The organism is Agromyces indicus (genome assembly GCF_031432295.1).
Classification (GTDB): domain Bacteria; phylum Actinomycetota; class Actinomycetes; order Actinomycetales; family Microbacteriaceae; genus Agromyces; species Agromyces indicus.
Map to the genome: position 1 here is coordinate 354,688 of NZ_JAVKGS010000004.1, position 22,850 is coordinate 377,537.

The window sequence follows — 22,850 nt, forward strand, 5'->3', positions numbered from 1 at the left end:
TGCGGGGGAATTGCCTGCGATCACCCGTCGATAGTAGGGCCGCCGGCTGGGTGATTCCGTGAGCCCGCCCGCGGGTCTAGTCCTGCAGCGCCGCCGCAGCCGCCCGCGCCTCGTAGACCGCCTCGTCGAGGTCGGGCCCGATCGCGGTGACGTGGCCCACCTTGCGGCCCGGCCGGGGCGCCTTGCCGTAGTTGTGCACCTTCACGGTCGGGTGCCCGGCGAGCGCGTCGGCGTAGCGGTCGGTCAGCGTGCCCTCGGCGGGCCCGCCGAGGAGGTTCACCATCACGGCCCACTCGTCGTGGCATCCGGTGCCGCCGAGCGGCAGGTCGAGCACCGCGCGGAGGTGCTGCTCGAACTGGCTGGTCGTGGCACCGTCCATGGTCCAGTGCCCGGAGTTGTGCGGGCGCATGGCGAGCTCGTTGACGAGCACGCGGTCGTCGACGGTCTCGAACATCTCGACGGCGAGCACGCCCGTCACGCCCACGCCCTCGGCGACGGCGATGGCGACGTCGGCGGCGACGTCAGCGAGCCGGCCCGCGGAGCGCGGCGCCGGCGCGATGACCTCGCTGCACACCCCGCCGACCTGGACCGTCTCGACGAGCGGCCAGGCGACGACCTCGCCCGAGGGGCGGCGGGCGACGAGCTGCGCGAGCTCGCGCCGGAAGTCGACGAGCTCCTCGACGAGGAGTGCACCGTCGCGGCCGTCCTCGCCGACGGTGGCGAACCACTCCGCCACCTCGGCCGCGCCGCGCACGACGCGGACGCCCTTGCCGTCGTATCCGCCGCGCGGCGTCTTCACGACCGCCGCGCCACCGTGCTCGGCGATGAACGCGTCGAGTTCGTCGGGCGTCGCCACGCGCGCCCACTCGGGCACCGGCAGCCCGAGCTCGGCGAGCCGCTCGCGCATGAGCAGCTTGTCCTGCGCGAAGCGGAGGGCGTCGGGGCCCGGGTGGACGGCGACGCCGGCGTCGACGAGGGTCCGCAGCACGTGCTGCGGCACGTGCTCGTGGTCGAAGGTCACCACGTCGACCTCGCGCGCGAACGCGAGCACCGTGTCGGGGTCGGTGTAGTCGCCGACGTGGTCGGCGGCCAGCGATGCGGCCATGCCCTCGCCCTCGGCGAGGACCCGGAGCTCGACCCCGAGCTCGATCGCCGCGGGGATCATCATGCGGGCGAGCTGCCCCGCGCCGATCACTCCGACTCGCACCCGTGCACGCTCCTCCCCGCGGCGCCCCGTGCACCGCGACACCCCATCCTATGGCGGCCCGGCCGTAGGATTCAGGGATGCCAGCGACGTTCCGCGACCTCGCGTCCCGGGCGTGGAACGGGTTCCTCGCCTACCTCGTGAAGTTCGGCGTCGTCGGCCTCATCGGCCTCGTGATCGACGTGGCGCTGTTCAACGCGCTCCGCCTGGGCGTGCTCGGCGAGGGCACGTGGGTGCAGTCGGCGATCGGCGCGAAGACCGTCTCGACGTCCGTGGCGATCGTGTTCAACTGGCTGGGCAACCGCTACTGGACCTTCCGCCGCCACCGGCGCCGCCACGCGCTTCGCGAGTTCGCGGAGTACGCGGTCGTGTCGGTCGGCGGCATGGCGATCGCGCTGCTGTGCCTCTGGGTGAGCCACTACCTGCTCGGATTCACCAGCCTGCTCGCCGACAACATCGCCACGAACGTCGTCGGGCTCGCGCTCGGCACCGCGTTCCGCTTCCTGCTCTACCGCTACTGGGTGTTCGGCCACCACCGCGCCGACGGCCTGTCGAACCTGGCGCGCGTCGAGGAGGCGCAGCGCGCCCTGTTCGAGGAGCCGCCGCTCGAGCCCGCCCCCGAGGTCGGCGGCGGCGACCCTTCTCCGGGGCGGGGCGGGGCGGATGCCGCTACTCGGCCGCCGCCTGGAACCACGGCGGATACACGGCGACCCGGGTCTTCGACCCCACCGCCTGCAGCGCGGCCCTGACCCGGTCGCGCACGCGGTCGTTGGCCACGGCGACGAGCGCGATCCGCTCGAGGGGTACGGCGCCGTGCACGAGGACCTCGGCGGCGCGCACCCCCGCGCCGTCGTCGGCGAGCGTCAGGCGCACGAGGGTCCGCTCGGCCTCGGGCCAGGTGGCGGCGAACGAGCCGCCCCCGACTGCGGCATCCGTCTCGGACACCACGACGTGCCCGGGCGTCTGCAGCCGGGCGCCCGCGGCCGCACCGACGGACGTGACGAGGATCACGTGATCGGCGATGGGGTGGCCGACCGCCTCGGCGTTCAGCCGGGGGTCGGGCGTCCCGGTGCGGATGGACTCCCACACGTGGGCGTCGGTGCTGACCAGGAAGGGCACGTACTCCGCCACCCGGGCGCCGGACTCGCCGACCGAGGCGGACCGGCGGAACGCGCGCGCCGCGGGCGCGGCGAGGTCGACGGCGGGCTCGGCCGGCGGGTCGCCCGCGTCGGCGAGCAGCGCGCCGGCGCCCAGGATGCGGCCGAGGTTGTCGATGTGGGTCACGTGGAAGAGACGGGTCGCGGCGGCGTCGACCGGGGCCTCGGCCACGGCGCTGGATCCGCGCGCGGCACGAGATCCGGCCTGCCGGGCCGCGCGGGAGGAGGTCGCGGGACGCGCGGCCGACCTCGCCTTGGCCGCGCGCGCCTCGGCGGCGGCCGCGGCCTCGTGGGAGGTGCCCGGGGTCCGCGCCTGCCGGCTCCGCGCCGCGGTCACCGCCGGGTCGGGTTCAGCGGGCGGCGAGCAGATCGCGCAGAGGCCCTCGTCGAAACCGTGGATGCATTCCTCGCCCAAGTGGTGCCTTTCGTCGCTCGGCCCGCGGGGACGGCGAGCCGCCCGACTACAGTACGCGGTCCGGCCGGGTGCCCGGCACCGGAGGAGGATTCAGGAGCGCGCCCACGGCGCCGTGTCGCCGTCCGGAGCCGTGCCCGGACCCACCGCGGGCGCCCCGAGCGCGTGCGCGGCGGCCATGAGCTCGTGCATCGCCGCCTGCACCGCGAGCGGTCCCGGCACGTCCCGCAGCACCACGGGGACGTCGTGTCCGGTCTCGAGCCGGACGTCGCCGCTGCCGAACATCCGCTGCAGCCATCCGCGGCGCACCTGCACGTCGTACCCGCGACGGTGCCACAGCTCGCGCCGCACGCGCACGAAGAGGCCCCGCCGGACGATCACGCGACGCGTGGTGATCGTGGTCCGGGCGGCGAGCCACGACAGGTACGGGATGACGCACCCCAGGAGGACGACGAGGGCGGCGACCACCACGGCGACGAGTCGCGGCCATCCGTCGTCGAGGACGGGCACGAGGTACCCGACCGCGCCGGCGACCGCGACGAGCAGCAGCGCGGGCAGCACGAGCACGCGCGCGTGTCGCCGCAACCGGGCCACGATCCGCTCCCCCGGCGGCAGGCCGGGCGTCCCGCTCGCCTCCCCCATGGCCCCCATCAATACCTCAGGTGCGTGACGTCTCCGGCTGCGACCGCCCGGATCTCGCCGTCCTCGCGGTCCCGCACCATGAGCCGCCCGTCGGGCGCCACAGCCTCGGCGGCGCCCAGCAGCTCGCCACCGCCGGGGAGCTCGACCCGCACGTCCCGGCCGAGCGTGCCGCACACCGCGACCAGCCGTCCGGCGGCGCCGCTCGCCACGGCGTCGCCGCCCGCTGCGACGAAGCGGTCGACGAGGTCGAGCAGGCGGGTCAGGTAGTCGGCGAGCACCGCGTCGGGGTCGGGACGGCGCCCGGTGACGAGCAGCAGCGACGTCGACGTGAGCGTGGGCAGGTCGTGCTCGTCGAGGGCGACGTTGAGTCCGGCGCCGACGACCACGGTGCCCTCGGCCACGAGCTCCGAGAGGATGCCGCACACCTTGTACCCGGAGACGAGCACGTCGTTCGGCCACTTCAGCTCGACCTCGACGCCGCCGGTGCCGTCGTCCTCGCCGCCGCGGTCGACGGATGCCGCCGCCACCGCCGCGTGCACCGTCTCCGTCATCGCGACGCCGGCCAGCAGCGGGATCCAGCCGTACGCATCGGCGGGCAGGTCGGCGCCGGGCCGGAGCAGCACGGAGATCGCCAGCGTCTTGCCCGTGGGCGCGAGCCAGGTGCGGCCCAGCCTGCCGCGGCCCTGCGTCTGGTCGTCGGTGACGATGGCGGCGCCGTGCGGCCACGCCGCGGCATCCGCCCCGGTGGCCGCCTCGCGGGCCACGTCATTGGTCGACCCGGTGGTGTCGAGCCACTCGAACCGCGGGACCGCCGCCCGCGAACGCACCCACTCCATGCGCGCCTCCAGATCCGTCGCCATCAGGCTAGTGTCCGGGCGACGCCGGTGGCATCATCACCACGCACCACCGGGTTTTTGTGGGAAACCGTCAACGATCCCGGCTGGAGGCAGGCCGGTAGAGTGAAGCCTCGTGACCGAAGCGACGAACGACGGCCCCGACCTCTCCACCACCGCGGGCAAGCTCGCCGACCTCAAGCAGCGGTACCACGAGGCCGTCACGGCGTCGGGCGAGGCGGCGATCGAGAAGCAGCACGCCAAGGGCAAGATGACCGCCCGCGAGCGCATCGCCGAGCTGCTCGACCCCGGCTCCTTCGTGGAGTTCGACGAGTTCGTACGGCACCGCACGTACGCGTTCGGCATGGAGGCCAAGCGCCCCTACGGCGACGCGGTGGTCACCGGCGTCGGCACGATCCACGGCCGGCAGGTCGCGGTCTACTCGCAGGACTTCACGATCTTCGGCGGCTCGCTCGGCGAGGTCGCGGGCGAGAAGATCATCAAGGTCATGGAGCACGCGTTGAAGACCGGCGTGCCCATCATCGGCATCCTCGACTCGGGCGGCGCCCGCATCCAGGAGGGCGTCGTCGCCCTCGGCAAGTACGGCGAGATCTTCCGCCGCAACACCGCCGCATCGGGCGTCATCCCGCAGATCTCGATCGTCTGCGGCCCGGCCGCGGGCGGCGCGGTCTACTCCCCCGCGCTCACCGACTTCGTCATCATGGTCGACAAGACCAGCCAGATGTTCGTCACCGGACCCGACGTGATCAAGACCGTCACGGGCGAGGACGTCGGCATGGAGGAACTCGGCGGCGCGCTCACCCACAACACGGTGTCGGGCGTCGCGCACTACCTGGCGAGCGACGAGTCCGACGCGCTCGACTACGCGCGCACCCTCGTCTCGTTCCTGCCGGACAACAACATGTCGGAGGCGCCCGTCTACGACAGCGAGGCGGAGCTCGAGATCACCGACGAGGACCGCCGGCTGAACACCGTCATCCCGGACTCGCCGAACCAGCCGTACGACATGCACTCGGTCATCGAGGGCATCGTCGACCACGGCGACTTCCTCGAGGTGCAGCCGCTGTTCGCCCCGAACATCGTCATCGGCTTCGCCCGCATCGAGGGCCGTTCGGTGGGCATCATCGCCAACCAGCCCAGCCAGATGGCGGGCACGCTGAACATCGCGGCGGGCGAGAAGGCCTCGCGGTTCGTCCGGTTCTGCGACGCGTTCTCCATCCCGATCATCACGCTCGTCGACGTGCCCGGCTACCTCCCCGGCACCGACCAGGAGTGGACGGGCGTCATCCGCCGCGGCGCGAAGCTGCTCTACGCCTACGCCGAGGCGACCGTCCCACTCGTCACGGTCATCACCCGCAAGGCGTACGGCGGTGCGTACATCGTGATGGGCTCGAAGCAGCTCGGCGCCGACATCAACCTCGCCTGGCCCACGGCCGAGATCGCCGTGATGGGCGGCCAAGGGGCCGTGAACATCCTCTACCGCGGTGAGATCAAGCGGGCCGAGGAGGCCGGTGAGGACGTCGCCGCCGTGCGCACGCGGCTGGCCAACGAGTACACCTACAACGTCGCGTCGCCGTTCCTCGCCGCCGAGCGCGGCGAACTCGACGGAGTCATCGAGCCGGCCGCGACGCGCGTCTCGGTGACGAAGGCGCTGCGTGCGCTGCGCACCAAGCGCGCGAGCCTGCCGCCCAAGAAGCACGGCAACATCCCGCTGTAAGGAGCCGCCATGACCACCGCAACCGGCGAGCCCGACGGCGCCCAGTCCATCGACCTCCGATTCCTCACGCGCGACGTGTCGGCTGAGGAGGCCGCCGCCGTGACCGCGGTGATCGTCGCGGCCGTCGACGAGGAGCAGGCCAGCCCGCCCCCGCCGGCGCGCAGCGACTGGGTGCACCCGCGCAACGCCCTGCGTCCGCCGATCGAGGTCGGTCCGGGACGCTGGACCTCGTCCCTGCGCTGAGCTGGCTGTCCCCCGATTCGCCGCCCGCCGGATCGGCGGGCGGCTCGCGTCGCCCGACGGCGTCGGCGGTCGGGCCCCGAGGGGGACGTGGTTGTCCCCCGAAATGCTGACTACCGTCTCCGATCCCGGGGCGTAGCATTGATGCACGCACTCCCTCTACGGAGTCGTACCGCCGACGGCTGGGTACCGCCGGCGCTTTCTGGGGGCGAGTCAGGGCGATATTCGGGTTGTCGCCGTGACTCGGGCTTGCTGGGGGGTCGGTAGGGGCCGACCCCCCGCTTCCATGTCCGGGGCTCGCCGACGTCGCGTCTGCGGCCGCCTGCGGCAGCGGATGCCGCGGCAGCTCACTCCACGCGAGGGATCTCCAGCCACAGCTCGACCTCGGCGTCGTCGGACTCGAGCACCTCGCCCTCTCCTCCGCCGCGCAGGCCGACCACGGTGACGGCCACGGGTGATCCCGCGGCAGCGGTGCGCGCGATCACGCGGTCGGCCCCGGAGCCGGAGATCGCCTCGGCGAGCCGCGAGAGCACGCGGTCGCGCGCATCCTCGTCGAGGTCGTCGATGCCGCCCTCATCGAGCAGCGTGACGGTCGCGCCGCGATCGCGGGCCTCCTTCACCGATCGCCGCACGCCGTCGGTGAGCAGCATCCGCCCGCGGATCTCGTCGCGGATCGCCGCCTCGAGGGTGCGGCACTCGCGTCGCTCCGCCTCGGTCAGCTCGTGGTCGCCGTCGGCGATGCGACGCAGCATGGGCGCCGCGATCCGCTGCGTCTGCGCCAGCCGCATGCGCCCCTCGAAGAGGTGCGCATCCTGTGCGGCCTGCCACGCGGCGGCCTCGCGCTCGGCCTGCACGTAGCGGCGCGTCGAGCGCGCCGCGCCCGCGAGCGCCGACGAGAGCATGTGCGCGATCGCGACCCAGACGATCGAACCGACGACGCCGAGCTGCCCGAGGGCGAGGGGCCCGGCCCAGATCACGGTCTGGACGGCGAGCGCGATGACGCCGAGCCATGCCGCGACGAGCTGTCGCCGGGCCGCCGTGATGGTCATCAGCGTGCCGACCGCCGCGACGTACCAGGTGGCGTAGCCGTTGTCGTCGGACGCGTCGAGCTGGCTGGTGACGAGCAGCGGCAGCACGATGCTCACCCCGAGGTTCAGGGCCGCGAGCCAGTCGGGCATCCGTGCGCGCCGCGCCGGCCACAGGCTGAGGGCGGTCGCCGTCGCGTAGAGGACGAGCGCGGCGACGGCGGGCCACGGCGAGGCGGGCTTGTCCAGCGAGTAGATGCCGAGGACGACGTGATACGCGCTGAACAGCGCGCCGAGCACGAGCAGCAGCCACCTCGGGACGGAGATCACGATCCGCTCCCCTCGACGCCGGCCGGCCAGGCGAGCGTGACGACGGTGCCCCGGCCGGGCGTGGATTGGACCGTGGCCGATCCGCCCGCGTTCGCCATCCGCTCCTCGATCGACACCCGGAGACCGATCCGGCTCATCGGCACCGCGTCGGCGTCGAAGCCCCGGCCGTCGTCGACCACGCGGATGACGCAGCCGTTCGCCCCGGCGCCGCGAATCTGTACCGAGCGCTCCGTGCCGTGCCCCGGCTCGTCGGCGTGCTGCACGCTGTTGACCATCGCCTGCACGGCGGCGGAAGAGAGCGCGTCGACCGCTTCGACGGGGAGCTCGACGCCCGCGAGGCCCGTCGGTCGCACGTCGATGGGTGCGGAGAAGCCGGCGACGGCGCTGCGCAGTCGTCGGACGAGCACGTCGAGGCCGATCCGATCCTCGTTGCCGGGCACCTCGGCCGCCGCCTCGTCGAGCCGGCGCACCGCGTCACCGGCCATCCTCGCTGCGAGCGCCCGCTCGGCCGGCGTCCGGGCGGCGGCGGCCGACAGCAGCGTCGTGAGCACGCTGTCGTGCACGAGGGCGTCCACCTTCACCCGCTCGATCTCGTTCGCGTGCTGCCGTGCCACGAGGTCGTACCGCTGCAGCGCGGCATCCTGCGCGGCGTCCACCGCCTCGGCCGCCTGCCGGAGCATCGTGATGATCACGAGCGCGACGATGCCGAGGATCATCGCGTACATCGCGTCGAGCACCGCGAGGAACGGCTGCGCCCCACCCCCCGCGGGCGTCGATCGGATCACGCCGTAGACGACGGGGATGACGACCGTGTATGCCGCCGCCGGCATCGGAGGCACGGCGATCACGGCGGCCGTGGTCGCGACCGTGACGAGGTAGTACAGCCACGGGGTCTGCCCGGCGATGGCTGCGGGAGCGACGACGAGGTACGGCCATGCCATGAGGACGATGGCGAACAGCACGGCGAACGTCGCCGCCGCCGCCCGGACCGCGACGCGGGCGAACGTCGCCACCGCGAGCGCGGCGAGCGACCCGTACAGCACCGCCATGACGGCGGTGCCCGCACCTTCCGCGAGCGCCGCCGACTGGTCGATCGCCGTCGGCACCGTCTGGCCGCCGAAGACGAGGCCGAAGACGCCCAGCGCGCGTCCGGACACGGTCTCGACCTGCGCCCGGCTGACGGCAGCGCGACGCGGGACCAGCCGCGCGGCGCGCCATTCAGCGGCGGCCATCCCCGCCTTCCTGGTCGAGGCCGGGCAGGATGCCGTCCTCCACGGCTCGGCGGAGGAGGTCGACCTTCGTCGGTGCGGGACGGCCGACCTCGACGTTGGCGCGGATCCGGTCGAGGTACTCCCGCGCGGTGGAGTGGGCGATGCCGAGGCGCTCGGCCACGAGCTTCAACGGGAGGCCCGAGGCGTAGAGGTGCAGCACGTCGCGCTCGCGGCGTCCGAGCTGCGCCTTCGCGAACTCCTGGTCGGCCTCGATGGCGCTGGCCCACTCGACGTTGTTCAAGGCGTCGCCGCGGGCGACCGTCGCGATCGCGGAGATCACCGCGGACGTCGGCGACGACTTCGGGATGACTCCGGCCGCCCCGGCGGCGAGCGCCTCGCGCACCGCGGCGACGCGGTCGGCGATGCTGTGCACGAGCACCTTGCTGCCCGAGCCCAGCACGGCCCGCACGTTGTCGGTCACGCTCGAGCCGTCGCCGAGCGAGAGGTCGAGGAGCACCACGCGAGGCGGATCCGTCGCCGGGTCGCGGAAGCCGGCGAGCAGCGACGCCACGTCGGCCGTCTCCGCGACGACGTCGTAGCCGGCGTCGCGGCATGCGGCACGCAGTCCGAGTCGCACGGCCTCGTGGTCATCGACGATCGCGACCGTCGTGCGCGACGGCATCGTTGCGGGTTCCGCGGTCACTGGGCCCCCCTCACTCGGCTCCACGGTCGATTCACACCCTAGCGGCCAGGCGCGCGACCGCCTCGACGTGGTGGGTGTTCGGGAACAGGTCGAAGGCGCGGATCGCCTCCAGGTCGTACCCCCGCTCGCGGAGGAGCCCCACGTCGCGCGCCAGCGCGACGGGGTCGCAGGCCACGTACACGAGTTGGGCCGGGGCGAGCCGCACGAGGTGGTCGACGACGTCGCGGCCCGCTCCGGACCGGGGCGGGTCGAGCACGACCGTCGCGTCGCGCAGGGCCGGCCGTGCGGCATCCGTCGTCTCGGCGAGTTCGGCGAGGTACCGGTCGACGCGCGCGGTGACGGCCCGCGCGCCGACCCAGTCGGCGAGGTTCTCGCCCGCGTGGAGCGTCGCCCGCTCGTCGGCCTCGACGGTCGTGATGCGGGTCGCCGAGCCGAAGCGGTCGCCGACAGCGGCAGCGAGGAGGCCCACCCCGCCGTAGAGGTCCTGGTTCTCAGCCCCCGGGTCGAAGCGATCGGGGTCCACGAGGCCCTGCACGGCACGGGTGAGCGTCGCGGCGGCACCCCGATGCACCTGCCAGAACCCGTCGCGGTCGACCGCGAAGGGACGGCTGCCGACGACCTCGGAGACCACGGGGCGCTCCTCCGGGCGGGCGCTCGCTCCCGTCCGCCCGCGGTCACGCGCGTCGTGCTCGCGCACCACGACCTCCGGCGCACCGGTCGACGGCGCGACCAGGTCGACCCAGCGAGCGCCGGGGAGGGACCGGTCGAGCGGGGCGAGGTCGGCGAGTTCCGAGACGGCGAGCGGCAGGGACGTCACGGGGACCACGGTGTGGCTCCGGGCCGCGTACGGGCCCACCGTGCCGTCGGGGGCGACGTGCAGGCGCACGCGCGTGCGCCATCCGGTGCCCGCCTCGGCGTCGACGCCCGGCGCGAGCGCGGCGTCCACCGGCTCGACGGCGACGTCCGCCTCGATCCCGCCGAAGCGCGCGAGCGCGTCCCGCAGCACCTCGGCCTTGAGCTCGCGCTGGCGCGGCATGCGGATGTGGCCGAACTCGGCCCCGCCGGCGCGAGCCTCGGGCGCACGGTCGACCGAGGCCTCGGGCCAGACGTGGTCCCGTCGGTCGGGTGAGGCGCGGAGGACCTCCACCGTCTCGGCCCGCCAGAAGCGATCGCGGCCGGCATCGACCACCTGCACCCGGACGAACTCGCCCGGGATCGCGTCGGCGACGAACACGACCCGGCCCTCGTGGCGGGCCACCGCGACCCCGCCGTGCGCGATGCGCTCGACCTCGAGCTCGAGCATCGGTCCGGGCTCGCTCGGACGCCGACGCGCGGCATCCGCGGACGTGCGGGAGGGACGTCGACGACGTGGAGCTGCCATCATCCGAGCATCCCACACGCCGTCGCGGCCGAGATGGCCCGCGGACCGGCCCTGCGGGCAGGATGGGGACCATGCGCCTCTACCTCGCCTCGACCTCCCCCGCGCGACTCCAGCTGCTCCGCCAGGCCGGCATCGAGCCGGTCCTGCTGGCGCCCGGCGTCGACGAGGAGGCGGCCGTGGCCGAGCACGAGGCGACGCACGGGCCGCTCGCACCGGAGGAGCTCGTGCAACTCCTCGCCCGCCGCAAGGCGGAGGCGATCGTCGGCCGCACCGTCGACGGCGAGGCGATCGACGGGATCATCCTCGGCGGCGACTCGGCGTTCCTCGTCGACGGCGAGCTGTTCGGCAAGCCGCACCGCCCCGAGGTGGCCAGCGAGCGATGGGCGCGGCAGAACGGGCGGGCCGGCGTCCTCTGGTCCGGGCACTGGGTCATCGACCACCGCGGCGGCGCCGTACGCGCGGCGGTCGGGCGTGCCGCGTCGGCCGTGGTCGAGTTCGCCCGCCTCGACGACGCCGAGATCGACGCGTACATCGCCACCGGCGAACCCCTCTCGGTCGCGGGCGCGTTCACCGTCGACAGCCTTGGCGGGCCGTTCATCCGCTCGGTGACCGGCGACCCGTCGACCGTCGTGGGGCTGTCCCTCTCGACGCTCCGCGAGCTGGTCCGCGAACTCGGCGCGACGTGGACCGACCTGTGGGACCTCCGCTGATCTCGTGAGATTGTCTGCCACCGAAACACTCTCCGGTCTTTTTTGTGGACCGCACCCAAAGTCCGGCGTGCGTCCGCCAATAGGCTTGGGAGTCATGCGCCGCATCAGCAAGGTCCTCATCGCCAACCGTGGAGAGATCGCCGTCCGCGTCATCCGGGCCGCCCGCGACGCCGGGATCGGCTCGGTCGCCGTCTACGCCGACCAGGACCGCGACGCCCGTCACGTGAAGCTCGCCGACGAGGCGTACGCCCTCGACGGCACCACGAGCGCCGAGACCTACCTGGTGATCGACAAGCTGCTCTCCGTCGCGCGCCGCTCGGGCGCCGACGCGGTGCACCCCGGCTACGGCTTCCTCGCCGAGAACCCCGACTTCGCCCGCGCGGTCATCGACGCCGGCCTGATCTGGATCGGCCCCTCGCCCGAGGCCATCGAGCGCCTCGGCGACAAGGTCTCGGCGCGGCACGTCGCCGAGAAGGTCGGCGCACCGCTCGCGCCCGGCACGCTCAACCCCGTGGCGGATGCCGCCGAGGTGCTCGAGTTCGTCGACCAGCACGGTCTGCCCGTCGCCATCAAGGCGGCGTTCGGCGGCGGCGGCCGCGGCCTCAAGGTCGCCCGCACCCGCGAGGAGGTCCCCGAGCTGTTCGATTCGGCGACCCGTGAGGCCGTCGCCGCGTTCGGCCGCGGCGAGTGCTTCGTCGAGAAGTACCTCGACAAGCCCCGCCACGTCGAGACCCAGTGCCTCGCCGACGAGCATGGCAACGTCGTCGTGGTCTCGACGCGCGACTGCTCGCTGCAGCGCCGCCACCAGAAGCTCGTCGAGGAGGCGCCCGCGCCGTTCCTCACCGAGGAGCAGAACCGCCTGCTGTACGAGGCGTCGAAGGCCATCCTCAAGGAGGTCGGCTACGTCGGCGCCGGCACGTGCGAGTTCCTCATCGGCCAGGACGGCACGGTCTCCTTCCTCGAGGTGAACACGCGCCTGCAGGTCGAGCACCCGGTCTCCGAGGAGGTCACGGGCCTCGACCTCGTGCGCGAGCAGTTCCGCCTCGCCGAGGGCGGCGTCCTCGACTACCCCGACCCCGAGACGACGGGCCACTCGATCGAGTTCCGCATCAACGGCGAGGACCCGGGCCGCAACTTCCTCCCCGCGCCCGGGCCGATCCACCAGCTCCGCTTCCCGGGCGGCCCGGGCGTGCGCGTCGACTCGGGCGTCACGAGCGGTGACGAGATCTCCGGCGCGTTCGACTCGCTGCTCGCGAAGCTCATCGTGACCGGCTCCTCGCGCAAGGACGCGCTCGAGCGCGCCCGCCGCGCCCTCGACGAGTTCGAGGTCGCCGGCCTGCCGACCGTGCTGCCGTTCCATCGCGACATCGTGAACCACGAGGCGTTCGCGCCCGCCGGCGACGAGCCCTTCCGCGTGTACACCCGCTGGATCGAGACCGAGTACGACAACACGATCGAGCCGTGGACCGGCGAGCTCGAGGAGACGAAGGGTCCCGCCGCACGCACGAGCGTCGTCGTCGAGGTCGACGGCCGCCGCGTCGAGGTGTCGCTGCCGAAGCGCCTTGCGGGTGCGCCCGCATCGGGCAGCGCGACCGCCGGGCCGGCGCCACGTCGGCGGGCGCTGCACCACTCGGTCGACACGTCGACCGGTGACGCGGTCAAGGCGCCCATGCAGGCCACCGTGGTCAAGGTGGCCGTCGCCGAGGGCGACAAGGTCGTCAAGGGCGACCTCGTGCTCGTGCTCGAGGCGATGAAGATGGAGCAGCCGATCGTCGCCCACAAGGACGGCATCATCGGCCTCGTCAACGCCGAGCCGGGCGTCACCGTCTCGAGCGGTCACCTCCTCCTCGCCATCACCGACGCCTGACCTGCGTTTCCGCGCGTTCCGCGTCTCTGCCTCTCTGCGTCTTCTGCGTTTCTCAGGAGTTTTCCGGCGGGTCGGGTCGCTGAGCGGCGTGTCGTCCTGAGAAATGCGCGGTTCGGCGTCGCGCGTCCTGAGAACGGTTCGTCGTGGTGAGTCGGCGAACGGATGCCACGGGCGGGGGGGCCGGCGCGTCGGCCCGTCGGGTCGGGTCGGGTCCGGTCGGGTCGTCGAGACGGTCAGTCGAGCGCGCAGAGCGCGCGGACCACTCGGAGCGCCGCAGCCCTCGGATCGGCGATGACGTCCGCCGCGGCGAGGCGAAGCGTCGGGATGCCGCGTCGGAGCAGGTCCTCGTCCCGCCGCCGATCCCGGACGAAGGCAGCACGATCGGAGTGGAACTCGTAGCCGTCCGTCTCCACGGCGAGCCGGCCCGCCACCAGGAAGTCGATGAACCCCACCCCGTCGAACGGCACCTGCTGGATGAAGGGGACGCCAAGTGCGCGGAGCTCCATCGCGAGGAGTGTCTCGACGCCGGACCCGTCGAGGCCGCCGAGCACGAGGGGCGGCATCCGCTGCGGCAGGCTCGCGTCGGCCAGGTGCTGCGCGAGGTCGAGGCTCAGCAGTCCGCGTTGCACGGCCGACTCGAAGGCGGCGGCGACGTCGGCGTGCGGACGACAGCGCGGGAGCGCCGCCAGCGCGCGGTCGAGGGGCACCCTCCAGGCCGACTCGTCGCCCCGCGCACCGAACGGGACGTCGGTCCAGTGCAGGGCGACCTCGGTGAGGGCGCGGTCGGGCGTCAGCGGCTCGTCGGTCCGCACGAGCGCTCGGTTCGTGCGGAGCCGCGCGGCGTTGGCCGGAAGGGTGACGTGCGCGACCGGAGTGGCTCTCGTCCAGATGCCGTAGCTCGCGAGTGCGCTCACGCAGCCGAGCCGTCCGCCCACGCGGACGGCGCTGACGGCATCGCGCGGCGCCTCAGGCACGGCGTAGTGCGCGCGGCGCACGCGGATCAGCTCCCCCGCCCTCACGGCTCGCGAGATGTCGATGCCCTGGACGCCCGCGTCGAGGATCTCCGCACGGGTCGCGATCCCGCCGTGCTGGGCGACGGCCACGACGGGTGATGGGCGCACGCCGTCGAGTCTCCCGCGGCATCCGTCCCTCCCCCGCCGTCATGCCCATGACCACGACGGGCTCGCCGCATGCCGACGTGTGGAGGACCGGACGCACGCAGTTCGGCCCGGGCGGCCGCGGCATCCGCCTCGCCACCCCTCGCCGGTCACCCATCGCATACGCTTCTCAGGACGCCGGGCCCGATCTGGCGCGCTTCTCAGGATGACACGCCGTGTTCGAGCACGACCCGCCGGATAACTCCTGAAAACGGAGGGCCCGAGCGGACGACGCACCCGAAACGGAGGGCCCGAGCGGACGACGCGCCCGAAACGGAGGGCCCGAGCGAACGACGCGCCCGAACGCGCGCCCGAGGTCAGCGGACGACGTGCATGGCGCGCGCAGCGTCGGTGAGCGACCCGGTGAGCGACGGGTACACGGGGAACGCCTCGGCGAACTGGTCGACCGTGAGCCGGTGCTCGACGGCGAGCGCGAGCGGGAAGATCAGCTCGGACGCCTTGGGCGCGACGATGACGCCGCCGATGATCGCCCCCGACCCGGCCGACGCGAACAGCTTCACGAAGCCGTCGCGGATGCCCATCATCTTCGCGCGGGGGTTCGACGACAGCGGCAGCTTGTAGACCGTGCCGGGCACCACGCCCTCTTCGATCTCCTTCTCGGTCCAGCCGACCGTGGCGATCTCGGGCTGCGTGAAGATGTTCGAGGTGATGTTGCGGTTCTCGGGCGGGTTCACGATGTCGCCCATGGCGTGGAACACCGCCGTGCGGCCCTGCATCGACGCGACCGACGCCAGCGGCAGGAACGTGGTGCAGTCCCCGGCGGCGTAGATGTTCGGCATCGACGTGCGCGCGACCCGGTTCACGCGGATGTGTCCGGACTCGGCGAGCTGCACTCCGGCCTCCTCGAGGCCGAGGTCGGCGGTGTTCGGCACCGAGCCGACCGCCATGAGGCAGTGCGAGCCGCGCACCTCGCGGCCGTCCGACAGGGTCGCGAGCACCCCGTCGCCGTCGACGACGACCGACTCGGCGCGCGACTTCGACAGCACCTTCATGCCGTTGCGCTTGAAGACCTTCTCGATGACGGATGCCGCGTCGGCATCTTCTCCCGGCAGCACGTGCTCGCGGCTCGAGATCAGCGTCACCTTCGCGCCGAGCGCGCGGTAGGCCGACGCGAACTCGGCCCCGGTCACTCCGGAGCCGACGACGATGAGGTGCTCGGGCACCTGCGAGAGGTGGTACAGCTGCGTCCAGGTGAGGATCCGCTCCCCGTCGGGCACCGCCGACGGCAGCACGCGCGGCGTCGCCCCGGTGGAGATGACGAGCGTGTCGGCCTCGATGCGGTCGAAGTCGGTGCCGCCCTTCGCGGTGGCGACGATGATCGCGTTCGCTCCGTCGAGTCGCCCCTCGCCCTGCACGAGGTTGACGCCCGCCTCGAGCAGGTTGGAGCGCATGTCCTCCGACTGCTGGGCCGCGAGGCCGAGGAGGCGCTTGTTGACCGCCTGGAGGTTGATCGCGACGTCCGGCTTCACGGCCTTCTCGTTGGCGCCCTTCGCGAAGAACTGCACGCCGAGGTCGGCGGCCTCCTTGACCGCGTTCGACGCCTCGGCGGTCGCGATGAGCGACTTGGACGGCACGACGTCGGTCAGGACGGCCGATCCGCCGACGCCGGCGCGTTCGACGAGCGTGACCTCGGCACCGAGCTGCGCCGCGGCGAGTGCCGCCTCGTACCCGCCGGGTCCGCCCCCGAGGACGGCGATCCGTTGCGTGCGCTCGAAGGTGGTGTGCATGGCGTCCATCCTCCCACGGGCTGCGGGCGCTCCACTGCGGGCGACGAACGCCGGCGCGCGAACGCGGGCGGGCGAGCGGATGCCGCGCGCAGGCGAGCATCGGCGCGCGCACGTCGCGCCGCGGCATCCGTCGCTTGCGTACCATGAGGGGATGCAGCAGCAGAACCCGCTCGACGACCCCGCCGCCGACCCGTTCGCCGTCGCACGCGACGCGGCCGCCCGCATCGCGGAGCTCACCGGCGTGGAGCGCCACGACCTCGCGCTGACCCTCGGCTCGGGCTGGGGTGCCGCGGCCGAGCTCATCGGCGAGACCACGCACACGATCCCCGCCCACGAGGTGCCCGGCTTCTCGAAGCCGGCGCTCGAGGGCCACGTCGGCACGCTGCGCTCGGTGGCGCTGCCGAACGGCCGACGTGCGCTCGTCATCGGCGCGCGCACGCACTACTACGAGGGTCACGGCGTTCGACGCGTCGTCCATTCGGTCCGCACTGCGGCGGCCGCGGGCGCGACCACGATGATCCTCACGAACGGCGCGGGCGGCATCCGCGAGACCTGGTCCGCGGGCACGCCCGTCCTGATCAGCGACCACATCAACCTCACGTCCGACTCGCCGCTCGAGGGTGCGACCTTCATCGACCTCACCGACCTGTACTCGGCGCGGCTGCGGGCGCTTGCACACGAGGTCGACCCGACGCTCGACGAGGGCGTGTACGTGCAGTTCCGCGGTCCCCATTACGAGACCCCCGCCGAGGTGCGGATGGCGAAGGCCATCGGCGGCGACATCGTCGGCATGTCGACGGCGCTCGAGGCGATCGCGGCCCGCCAGGCGGGCATGGAGGTGCTCGGCATGTCGCTGATCACGAACCTCGCGGCGGGCATCCAGACGACGCCGCTCAGCCACGACGAGGTGATCGAGGCCGGCCGGGCCGCGGAGTCGCGCATCTCCGACCTGCTGGCGAAGATCGTCGCGGCGATCTAGCCGCCCTCCCGCTCCATCCCGCTTCCCGTCCCCGGCGCCCGGCGCGGCGCACGCATTCGAGAGAGAAGGCCACGGATGCCGCAGCTCACCGATGACGACCGCATCGCCCTCGCCGAGGCGTGGATCGAGCAGGACCCCGACCCCGAGACGCGCGACGAGCTCGCGTCGATCGTGGCGGGCGTCAAGGCGGGCGATGCCGCGGCATCCGCCGACCTCGCCGACCGGTTCGACGCACGGCTCGCCTTCGGCACCGCGGGGCTGCGCGGCGAGATCGCCGCGGGCCCCAACCGCATGAACCGCGTACTCGTCGCGCAGGGCGCCGCTGGCCTCGCCGCGTACCTGCTCGAGCGGGCGACGGAGGCCGCGGCCACCTCGGTGGTCGTGGGGTACGACGGGCGGCGCAACTCCGAGGTGTTCGCGCGCGACGTCGCCGAGGTGATCGCGGGGGCCGGCGTGCGCGCCATCCTGCTGCCGCGGATGCTGCCGACGCCCGTGCTGGCGTTCGCCGTCCGCCACCTCGACACCTCCGCCGGGGTGATGGTCACCGCGTCGCACAACCCGCCGAACGACAACGGCATGAAGGTCTACCTCGGCGGCGCCGACCAGGGCACCCAGATCGTCGCGCCGGCCGACGCCGAGATCGCCGCGCACATCCTGCGCGTCGCCGAGTCGGTGCGTGTGCCCGACCTGCCGCGCGGCTCGGTCGAGACGGCGCCCGAGTCGGTCGTCGACGCCTACGTGAGCGCGACGGCGGCCGTCGCGGCGACGCCGGCCGCGCAGCCGTGGGTGGTGTACACGGCGATGCACGGCGTCGGCTGGGAGACGCTGCGCCGAGTCCTCGACACGGCCGGCTTCGATGCGCCGACCCTGGTCGAGGCGCAGATCGAGCCCGACGCCCGATTCCCGACCGTGGCCTTCCCGAATCCCGAGGAGCCGGGGGCGATGGACCTGTCGTTCGAGGCGGCGCGCGCGTCCGGCGCCGACCTCATCGTCGCGAACGACCCCGACGCCGACCGCCTGGCGATCGCGATCCCCGATGCGTCCGAGGCGAGCGGATGGCGCCGGCTCACCGGCAACGAGGTCGGGCTGCTCCTCGGCTGGCAGGTGGCCGAGCAGGTCGCGGCGGCCGGGCGCGACGGCACGCTCGCCTGCTCGATCGTCTCCTCCCCCGGCCTCGAGGCGGTCGCGCGCGCCCACGGGCTCGACTTCCGGGCCACGCTGACGGGTTTCAAGTGGATCTCGCGCGCACCCGGGCTCGCCTTCGGCTTCGAAGAGGCCCTCGGCTACCTCGTGAACCCGGACACCGTGCGCGACAAGGACGGCATCTCGGCGGCGGTCGCGTTCCTCTCGCTGGCCGCCCGCCTCGCCGCCGAGGGGAGAACTGTCGCCGACCACCTCGACGACTTCACGGCGCGTTTCGGTTGCTTCGCCTCGGCGCAGGTCTCGATCCGCGTCACCGACCTGAGCCGCATCGCCGAGGTCATGGCGCGCCTCCGGGCAGCTCCGCCCTCGGAGGTCGGCGGCATCCGCGTCGCCGCCGTCGAGGACCTCGCGCTCGGCCTCGACGGGCTTCCGCCGTCCGACGTGCTGCGGATCCGCCTCGAGGGCGGCGCCCGGGTCATGGTGCGTCCGAGCGGGACCGAGCCCAAGCTCAAGGTCTACATCGACGCGGCGGCCACCGAGGGGTCCGTCGCCGAGCGGCGAGCCGCGGCATCCGAGGCGGTGGCCCGGGTCGAGGCGGGCATGCGGGAACTCGTCGCCTGAGCGCCCGGCGGGCTCAGTCCGCGGCCCGGCCCGGCGGGCTCAGCCCAGCGACGCGTCGAGCTTGCGGCCGATCTCGTCGACGTCGAAGTAGTTCTCGACCTCGATGATCTCGGCCCAGTTGCGCCCGAGCGCCTCGCGCACCCGGCCGGCCAGTTCCGTCGACGTCAGGACGACCTGTGCGTCCGCTGCCGCTGCCGCGATTCCCGCGAGGTCGCTCGCGTCGACGTCGGCGGTCAGGCCGAGCCGGTCGAGCGCACGCTCGGCGTTCGCCTTCAGGATCGCCGAGGTGCCCACCCCGAGCCCGCACACCGCGACGATCCTCATGCCGAGCCCTCCGCAGCGGGGGCCGGCCGGCCCGGGACACGGTCGGCTCCATCGAAGACCTCGCGCACCTCGTCGATGGTCGACGCGGCAGCGAGGCGCTCGATGGCGCTGCGCTCGTTGAAGACGTTCGCGAGGCCCGCCACGCTGGCGACGTGCTCGTCGGCTCCGGTGACCGCGAGCCCCACGACCACCCGCACGGGGTCGTTGTGCGGGTGTCCGAACGGCACGGGTTCCGCGAGCGTGACCACCGCCAGGCCGTTCCGCACTACGTCGGGGCCGGGGCGCGCGTGGGCGAGCGCGAGGCCGGGCGCGATGACGATGTAGGCGCCGAACTCCTCCAGCACGCCGATCATGCGATCGGTGTAGCCCTCGCGCGTGGCTCCCGACCGCGCCAGCGCCCGCCCGATCGCGCGCACCGCGGCACGCCACTCGGTCGACTCGTCGTGGAGGACGATCGCGGAGTCGGGAAGCGGCGGAAGGGTCATCGGGCTCCGTTCGTGGTGGTGCGTGGCGTGCCGGGTCAGGCCTCGTCGAAGCCGTCCTGGATCTGCTCGGCCAGGTCCTCCCGCTCGTCGAGCGGGAGGAACGCCGCCGCGGCGGCGTTGAGCTGGAAGATCTCGAAGTCGTCGACGTCGTATCCGAAGGCGTCGGAGAGCAGCGCCAGCTCGCGGGTCAGCGACGTGGCCGACTGGAGCCGGTTGTCGGTGTTGACGGTGACCCGGAAGCCGAGCTGGTAGAGCAGGTCGAACGGGTGGTCGACGAGTTCGTCGCCCCACGCGGCGATCGCGCCCGTCTGCAGGTTCGACGACGGGCTCGTCTCGAGGGCGATCTCGCGGTCGCGCACCCACTGGGCGACCGGACCGAGCGAGACGTACGTGTTCTCGTCGTCCTGCCGCTCGATGGTCAGGTCTTCGGCCAGGCGCACGCCGTGACCGAGTCGCAGGGCGCGCCCGTCGAAGAGGGCGCTGCGGATCGACTCGAGGCCGTCGGCCTCGCCGGCGTGCACGGTGACCGGCATGAACCGGGTGGCGAGGAAGTCGAACGCCGTGCGGTGACGGCTCGGCGGGAACCCGGCCTCGGCGCCGGCGATGTCGAAGCCGACCACGCCGCGGTCGCGGTGGCGCACCGCGAGCTCGGCGATCTCGAGGCCCCGGTCGGCGTGCCGCATGGCGGTCACGAGTTGGCCGACCCGGATCCGGTGCCCCTGGCGACGCACGTCCTCCACGCCCTCGTCGAGCCCGGCCTGCACCGCCTCGACGGTCTCGTCGAGCGTGAGCCCGCGAGCGAGGTGCTGCTCGGGCGCCCAGCGGATCTCGCCGTAGATCACCCCGTCGGCCGCGAGGTCGTGCACGAACTCGCGCGCGACGCGGGTGAGCCCGGTGCTCGTCTGCATGACGGCCGTCGTGAGGTCGAAGGTCTTCAGGTACTCGACGAGCGAGCCCGAGTTCGACTGGTCCGAGAACCAGGTCGCGAGCTCGTCCGCGTCTGCGGCGGGCAGCTCGAGCCCGATCTCATCGGCGAGTTCGATCAGCGTCTGCGGCCGGAGCCCGCCGTCGAGGTGATCGTGCAGCGAGATCTTGGGCAGCGAGCGGATGTCGGTGCCGTCCCCCTCGAGTCGGTAGTCGGTCGCATGCGTATCCACCCCATCACGATACCGGCGGAAGGCGTCGGCGACGTGAGGGATTTCTCCCGCCGTCAGCGCCCGATGCGATCGGCGATGAGCGGACCGCCGTCGTGCACCTCGTCGCCGGCATCGCCGATCGCCCAGGCGCCCTCGACGACCTCGAGGGCGCGCGCGAAGCGCGCCGGCTCGTCGGCGTGGAGGGTGAAGAGCGGCTGCCCCTGGCGCACCGCGTCGCCGGGCTTCGCGTGCAGGTCGATGCCCGCGGCGTGCTGGACCGGGTCCTCCTTGCGGGCGCGACCGGCGCCGAGGCGCCAGGCGGCGATGCCGAACGGCAGGGCCTCCTGCCGGACGAGGACGCCGTCGCGGTCGGCGGTGACGACGTGCTGCTCCTTCGCGACCGGCAGGTCCGCGTCCGGATCCCCGCCCTGCGCCCGGATGGCGGCACGCCACGTATCCATCGCGCGACCGTCGTCGAGCGCGGCCTCCACGTCCTCGTCGGGTCGTCCGGCGAGGGCGAGCATCTCGCGGGCGAGCGCCACGGTGAGTTCGCGAATGTCGGCGGGTCCGCCGCCGGCGAGCACCTCGACGGATTCGCGCACCTCGTTGGCGTTGCCGATCGTGAGGCCGAGCGGCACGCTCATGTTGGTCAGCAGCGCGCTCGTGGCCACGCCGGCGTCCTCGCCGAGTTCGACCATGGTGCGAGCGAGCTCACGCGAGCGCTCGATGTCCTGCAGGAACGCTCCGGAACCGAACTTCACGTCGAGCACGAGGGCCCCGGTGCCCTCGGCGATCTTCTTCGACATGATCGACGACGCGATGAGCGGGATCGCCTCGACGGTGCCGGTGATGTCGCGGAGGGCGTACAGCTTCTTGTCGGCGGGGGCGAGTCCGGCTCCCGCCGCGCAGATGACTCCACCGATGTCGCGGAGCTGGGCGAACATCTCGTCGTTGCTCAGCTCGGCGCGCCATCCGGGGATGGATTCGAGCTTGTCGAGCGTGCCGCCGGTGTGTCCGAGTCCCCGGCCCGAGAGCTGCGGCACCGCGACGCCGAACGCGGCGACCAGGGGCATGAGCGGCAGGGTGATCTTGTCGCCGACGCCGCCCGTCGAGTGCTTGTCGGTCGTGGGCTTGCCGAGCCCGGAGAAGTCCATGCGCTCACCCGAGGCGATCATCGCCATCGTGAGGTCGCGGATCTCGCGGCGCGTCATGCCGTTCAGGAAGATCGCCATGGTCATCGCCGACATCTGCTCGTCGGCGACGTACCCGCGCGTGTAGGCATCGACGAGCCAGCCGATCTGGTCGGTCGACAGCTCGCCGCGGTCGCGCTTGGTGCGGATCAGGTCGACGGCGTCGAACGCCTCGACTGCGGTCATTCGGTCTCTCCTCGGAACTCGGCGAGCTGGCGCGGCCCGAAGGCGTCGGGCAGCACCTGGTCGATGGTCTTCACGCCCGAGACGGTCTCGAGCAGCATGCCCTCCGCCGAGTGCTCGTAGAGCAGCTGGCGGCAGCGCCCGCACGGCATGAGGACGTTCCCGTGCCCGTCGACGCACGTGAACGCGGTCAGCTTGCCGCCACCCGACATCACCAGCGCGGAGACCAGCGAGCACTCGGCGCAGAGTGTCACGCCGTACGAGGCGTTCTCCACGTTGCATCCGCTCACCACCCGGCCGTCGTCCGCGATCGCGGCGGCGCCGACCGGGAACTGGGAGTAGGGGACGTACGCCTTCGCCATCGCCTCGCGGGCGATCTCGCGGAGGTGGTCCCAGTCGATCGCGTGCTGGGCGGTCATGGTGCTCCCGTC

At 73.1% G+C, this 22,850-nt stretch carries 22 protein-coding genes; 7 read left to right on the plus strand and 15 right to left on the minus strand.

Going from position 1 to position 22,850, the window contains the following annotated elements; translation table 11 throughout:
* Window positions 1-76 precede the first annotated feature (76 nt).
* Window positions 77-1,207, minus strand: a complete 1,131-nt coding sequence (locus RH861_RS14910; RefSeq protein ID WP_310521650.1) for a 5-(carboxyamino)imidazole ribonucleotide synthase — start codon at window positions 1,205-1,207, stop codon at window positions 77-79.
* A 77-nt stretch (window positions 1,208-1,284) separates the two neighbouring features.
* Between RH861_RS14910 and RH861_RS14915 the strand changes: the two genes are divergently transcribed.
* Entirely contained in the window at window positions 1,285-1,953 is a 669-nt protein-coding gene (locus tag RH861_RS14915; protein WP_310521651.1) for a GtrA family protein, read from the plus strand.
* On the opposite strand, the gene RH861_RS14920 is transcribed toward RH861_RS14915, so the two are convergent.
* From RH861_RS14920 to RH861_RS14930, 3 genes are all read right to left on the minus strand, one after another.
* A complete protein-coding gene (locus tag RH861_RS14920; RefSeq protein ID WP_310521652.1) occupies window positions 1,874-2,776 on the minus strand; it encodes a DarT ssDNA thymidine ADP-ribosyltransferase family protein in 903 nt (300 codons plus the stop codon). The genes RH861_RS14915 and RH861_RS14920 overlap by 80 nt on opposite strands.
* Window positions 2,777-2,866: 90 nt before the next feature.
* The gene (locus tag RH861_RS14925; RefSeq protein ID WP_310521653.1) at window positions 2,867-3,415 is read right to left on the minus strand and encodes a PH domain-containing protein; all 549 of its coding nucleotides are present in this window, start codon (window positions 3,413-3,415) and stop codon (window positions 2,867-2,869) included.
* A gap of 8 nt (window positions 3,416-3,423) precedes the next feature.
* Window positions 3,424-4,275 (minus strand): biotin--[acetyl-CoA-carboxylase] ligase, encoded by an 852-nt coding sequence (locus tag RH861_RS14930; protein WP_310521654.1) that lies wholly within the window; start codon window positions 4,273-4,275, stop codon window positions 3,424-3,426.
* Window positions 4,276-4,384: 109 nt separating this feature from the next.
* Here RH861_RS14930 and RH861_RS14935 point away from each other — a divergent pair, with 109 nt between their 5' ends.
* Together RH861_RS14935 and RH861_RS14940 are read left to right on the plus strand one after the other, a co-directional pair.
* Window positions 4,385-5,986, plus strand: a complete 1,602-nt coding sequence (locus tag RH861_RS14935) for an acyl-CoA carboxylase subunit beta (RefSeq protein WP_310521655.1) — start codon at window positions 4,385-4,387, stop codon at window positions 5,984-5,986.
* A gap of 9 nt (window positions 5,987-5,995) precedes the next feature.
* Window positions 5,996-6,229: an acyl-CoA carboxylase epsilon subunit gene (locus RH861_RS14940; protein ID WP_310521656.1), complete on the plus strand. Its 234-nt coding sequence runs from the start codon at window positions 5,996-5,998 to the stop codon at window positions 6,227-6,229.
* Window positions 6,230-6,573: 344 nt separating this feature from the next.
* Here the strand turns inward: RH861_RS14940 and RH861_RS14945 are convergent, their stop codons facing one another.
* The 4 genes from RH861_RS14945 to RH861_RS14960 are packed head-to-tail and all read right to left on the minus strand — an operon-like array spanning window position 6,574 to window position 10,876.
* Window positions 6,574-7,581 (minus strand): DUF8320 family protein, encoded by a 1,008-nt coding sequence (locus RH861_RS14945; RefSeq protein WP_310521657.1) that lies wholly within the window; start codon window positions 7,579-7,581, stop codon window positions 6,574-6,576.
* Window positions 7,578-8,813, minus strand: coding sequence for a sensor histidine kinase (locus RH861_RS14950; protein WP_310521658.1), 1,236 nt, complete (start codon window positions 8,811-8,813; stop codon window positions 7,578-7,580). Before RH861_RS14950 ends, RH861_RS14945 begins: the two co-directional genes overlap by 4 nt.
* Window positions 8,800-9,474 carry a response regulator transcription factor gene (locus RH861_RS14955; protein WP_310521690.1) on the minus strand — a complete coding sequence of 225 codons (675 nt, stop codon included), beginning with the start codon at window positions 9,472-9,474 and terminating at the stop codon, window positions 8,800-8,802. Before RH861_RS14955 ends, RH861_RS14950 begins: the two co-directional genes overlap by 14 nt.
* A gap of 52 nt (window positions 9,475-9,526) precedes the next feature.
* Window positions 9,527-10,876, minus strand: coding sequence for a class I SAM-dependent RNA methyltransferase (locus RH861_RS14960; RefSeq protein ID WP_374760990.1), 1,350 nt, complete (start codon window positions 10,874-10,876; stop codon window positions 9,527-9,529).
* Between the two features lie 71 nt (window positions 10,877-10,947).
* Here RH861_RS14960 and RH861_RS14965 point away from each other — a divergent pair, with 71 nt between their 5' ends.
* Window positions 10,948-11,586, plus strand: a complete 639-nt coding sequence (locus RH861_RS14965) for a Maf family protein (protein ID WP_310521659.1) — start codon at window positions 10,948-10,950, stop codon at window positions 11,584-11,586.
* Between the two features lie 94 nt (window positions 11,587-11,680).
* A complete protein-coding gene (locus RH861_RS14970; protein ID WP_310521660.1) occupies window positions 11,681-13,453 on the plus strand; it encodes an acetyl/propionyl/methylcrotonyl-CoA carboxylase subunit alpha in 1,773 nt (590 codons plus the stop codon).
* A gap of 233 nt (window positions 13,454-13,686) precedes the next feature.
* Here the strand turns inward: RH861_RS14970 and RH861_RS14975 are convergent, their stop codons facing one another.
* Together RH861_RS14975 and RH861_RS14980 are read right to left on the minus strand one after the other, a co-directional pair.
* On the minus strand, window positions 13,687-14,574 hold the full coding sequence (locus tag RH861_RS14975) for a type IV toxin-antitoxin system AbiEi family antitoxin domain-containing protein (RefSeq protein WP_310521661.1): 888 nt from the start codon (window positions 14,572-14,574) through the stop codon (window positions 13,687-13,689).
* Between the two features lie 353 nt (window positions 14,575-14,927).
* Entirely contained in the window at window positions 14,928-16,358 is a 1,431-nt protein-coding gene (locus RH861_RS14980) for an NAD(P)H-quinone dehydrogenase (protein WP_310521662.1), read from the minus strand.
* 151 nt (window positions 16,359-16,509) lie between these two features.
* Here RH861_RS14980 and RH861_RS14985 point away from each other — a divergent pair, with 151 nt between their 5' ends.
* Both RH861_RS14985 and RH861_RS14990 read left to right on the plus strand, forming a co-directional pair.
* Window positions 16,510-17,337: a purine-nucleoside phosphorylase gene (locus RH861_RS14985; RefSeq protein WP_310521663.1), complete on the plus strand. Its 828-nt coding sequence runs from the start codon at window positions 16,510-16,512 to the stop codon at window positions 17,335-17,337.
* 75 nt (window positions 17,338-17,412) lie between these two features.
* A complete protein-coding gene (locus tag RH861_RS14990) occupies window positions 17,413-19,101 on the plus strand; it encodes a phospho-sugar mutase (protein ID WP_310521664.1) in 1,689 nt (562 codons plus the stop codon).
* 39 nt (window positions 19,102-19,140) lie between these two features.
* On the opposite strand, the gene RH861_RS14995 is transcribed toward RH861_RS14990, so the two are convergent.
* From RH861_RS14995 to RH861_RS15015, 5 genes are read right to left on the minus strand one after another with little or no spacing between them, the layout of a single operon-like run.
* Complete coding sequence (locus RH861_RS14995) at window positions 19,141-19,425, minus strand: PTS sugar transporter subunit IIB (RefSeq protein WP_310521665.1); 285 nt, start codon at window positions 19,423-19,425, stop codon at window positions 19,141-19,143.
* Entirely contained in the window at window positions 19,422-19,910 is a 489-nt protein-coding gene (locus RH861_RS15000) for a PTS sugar transporter subunit IIA (protein WP_310521666.1), read from the minus strand. The genes RH861_RS14995 and RH861_RS15000 overlap by 4 nt, the downstream gene beginning before the upstream one ends.
* Before the next feature lie 35 nt (window positions 19,911-19,945).
* Entirely contained in the window at window positions 19,946-21,067 is a 1,122-nt protein-coding gene (locus RH861_RS15005) for an adenosine deaminase (protein ID WP_310521667.1), read from the minus strand.
* A gap of 53 nt (window positions 21,068-21,120) precedes the next feature.
* On the minus strand, window positions 21,121-22,422 hold the full coding sequence (locus tag RH861_RS15010) for a thymidine phosphorylase (RefSeq protein ID WP_310521668.1): 1,302 nt from the start codon (window positions 22,420-22,422) through the stop codon (window positions 21,121-21,123).
* The gene (locus RH861_RS15015; protein ID WP_310521669.1) at window positions 22,419-22,838 is read right to left on the minus strand and encodes a cytidine deaminase; all 420 of its coding nucleotides are present in this window, start codon (window positions 22,836-22,838) and stop codon (window positions 22,419-22,421) included. Before RH861_RS15015 ends, RH861_RS15010 begins: the two co-directional genes overlap by 4 nt.
* Window positions 22,839-22,850: the final 12 nt, after the last annotated feature.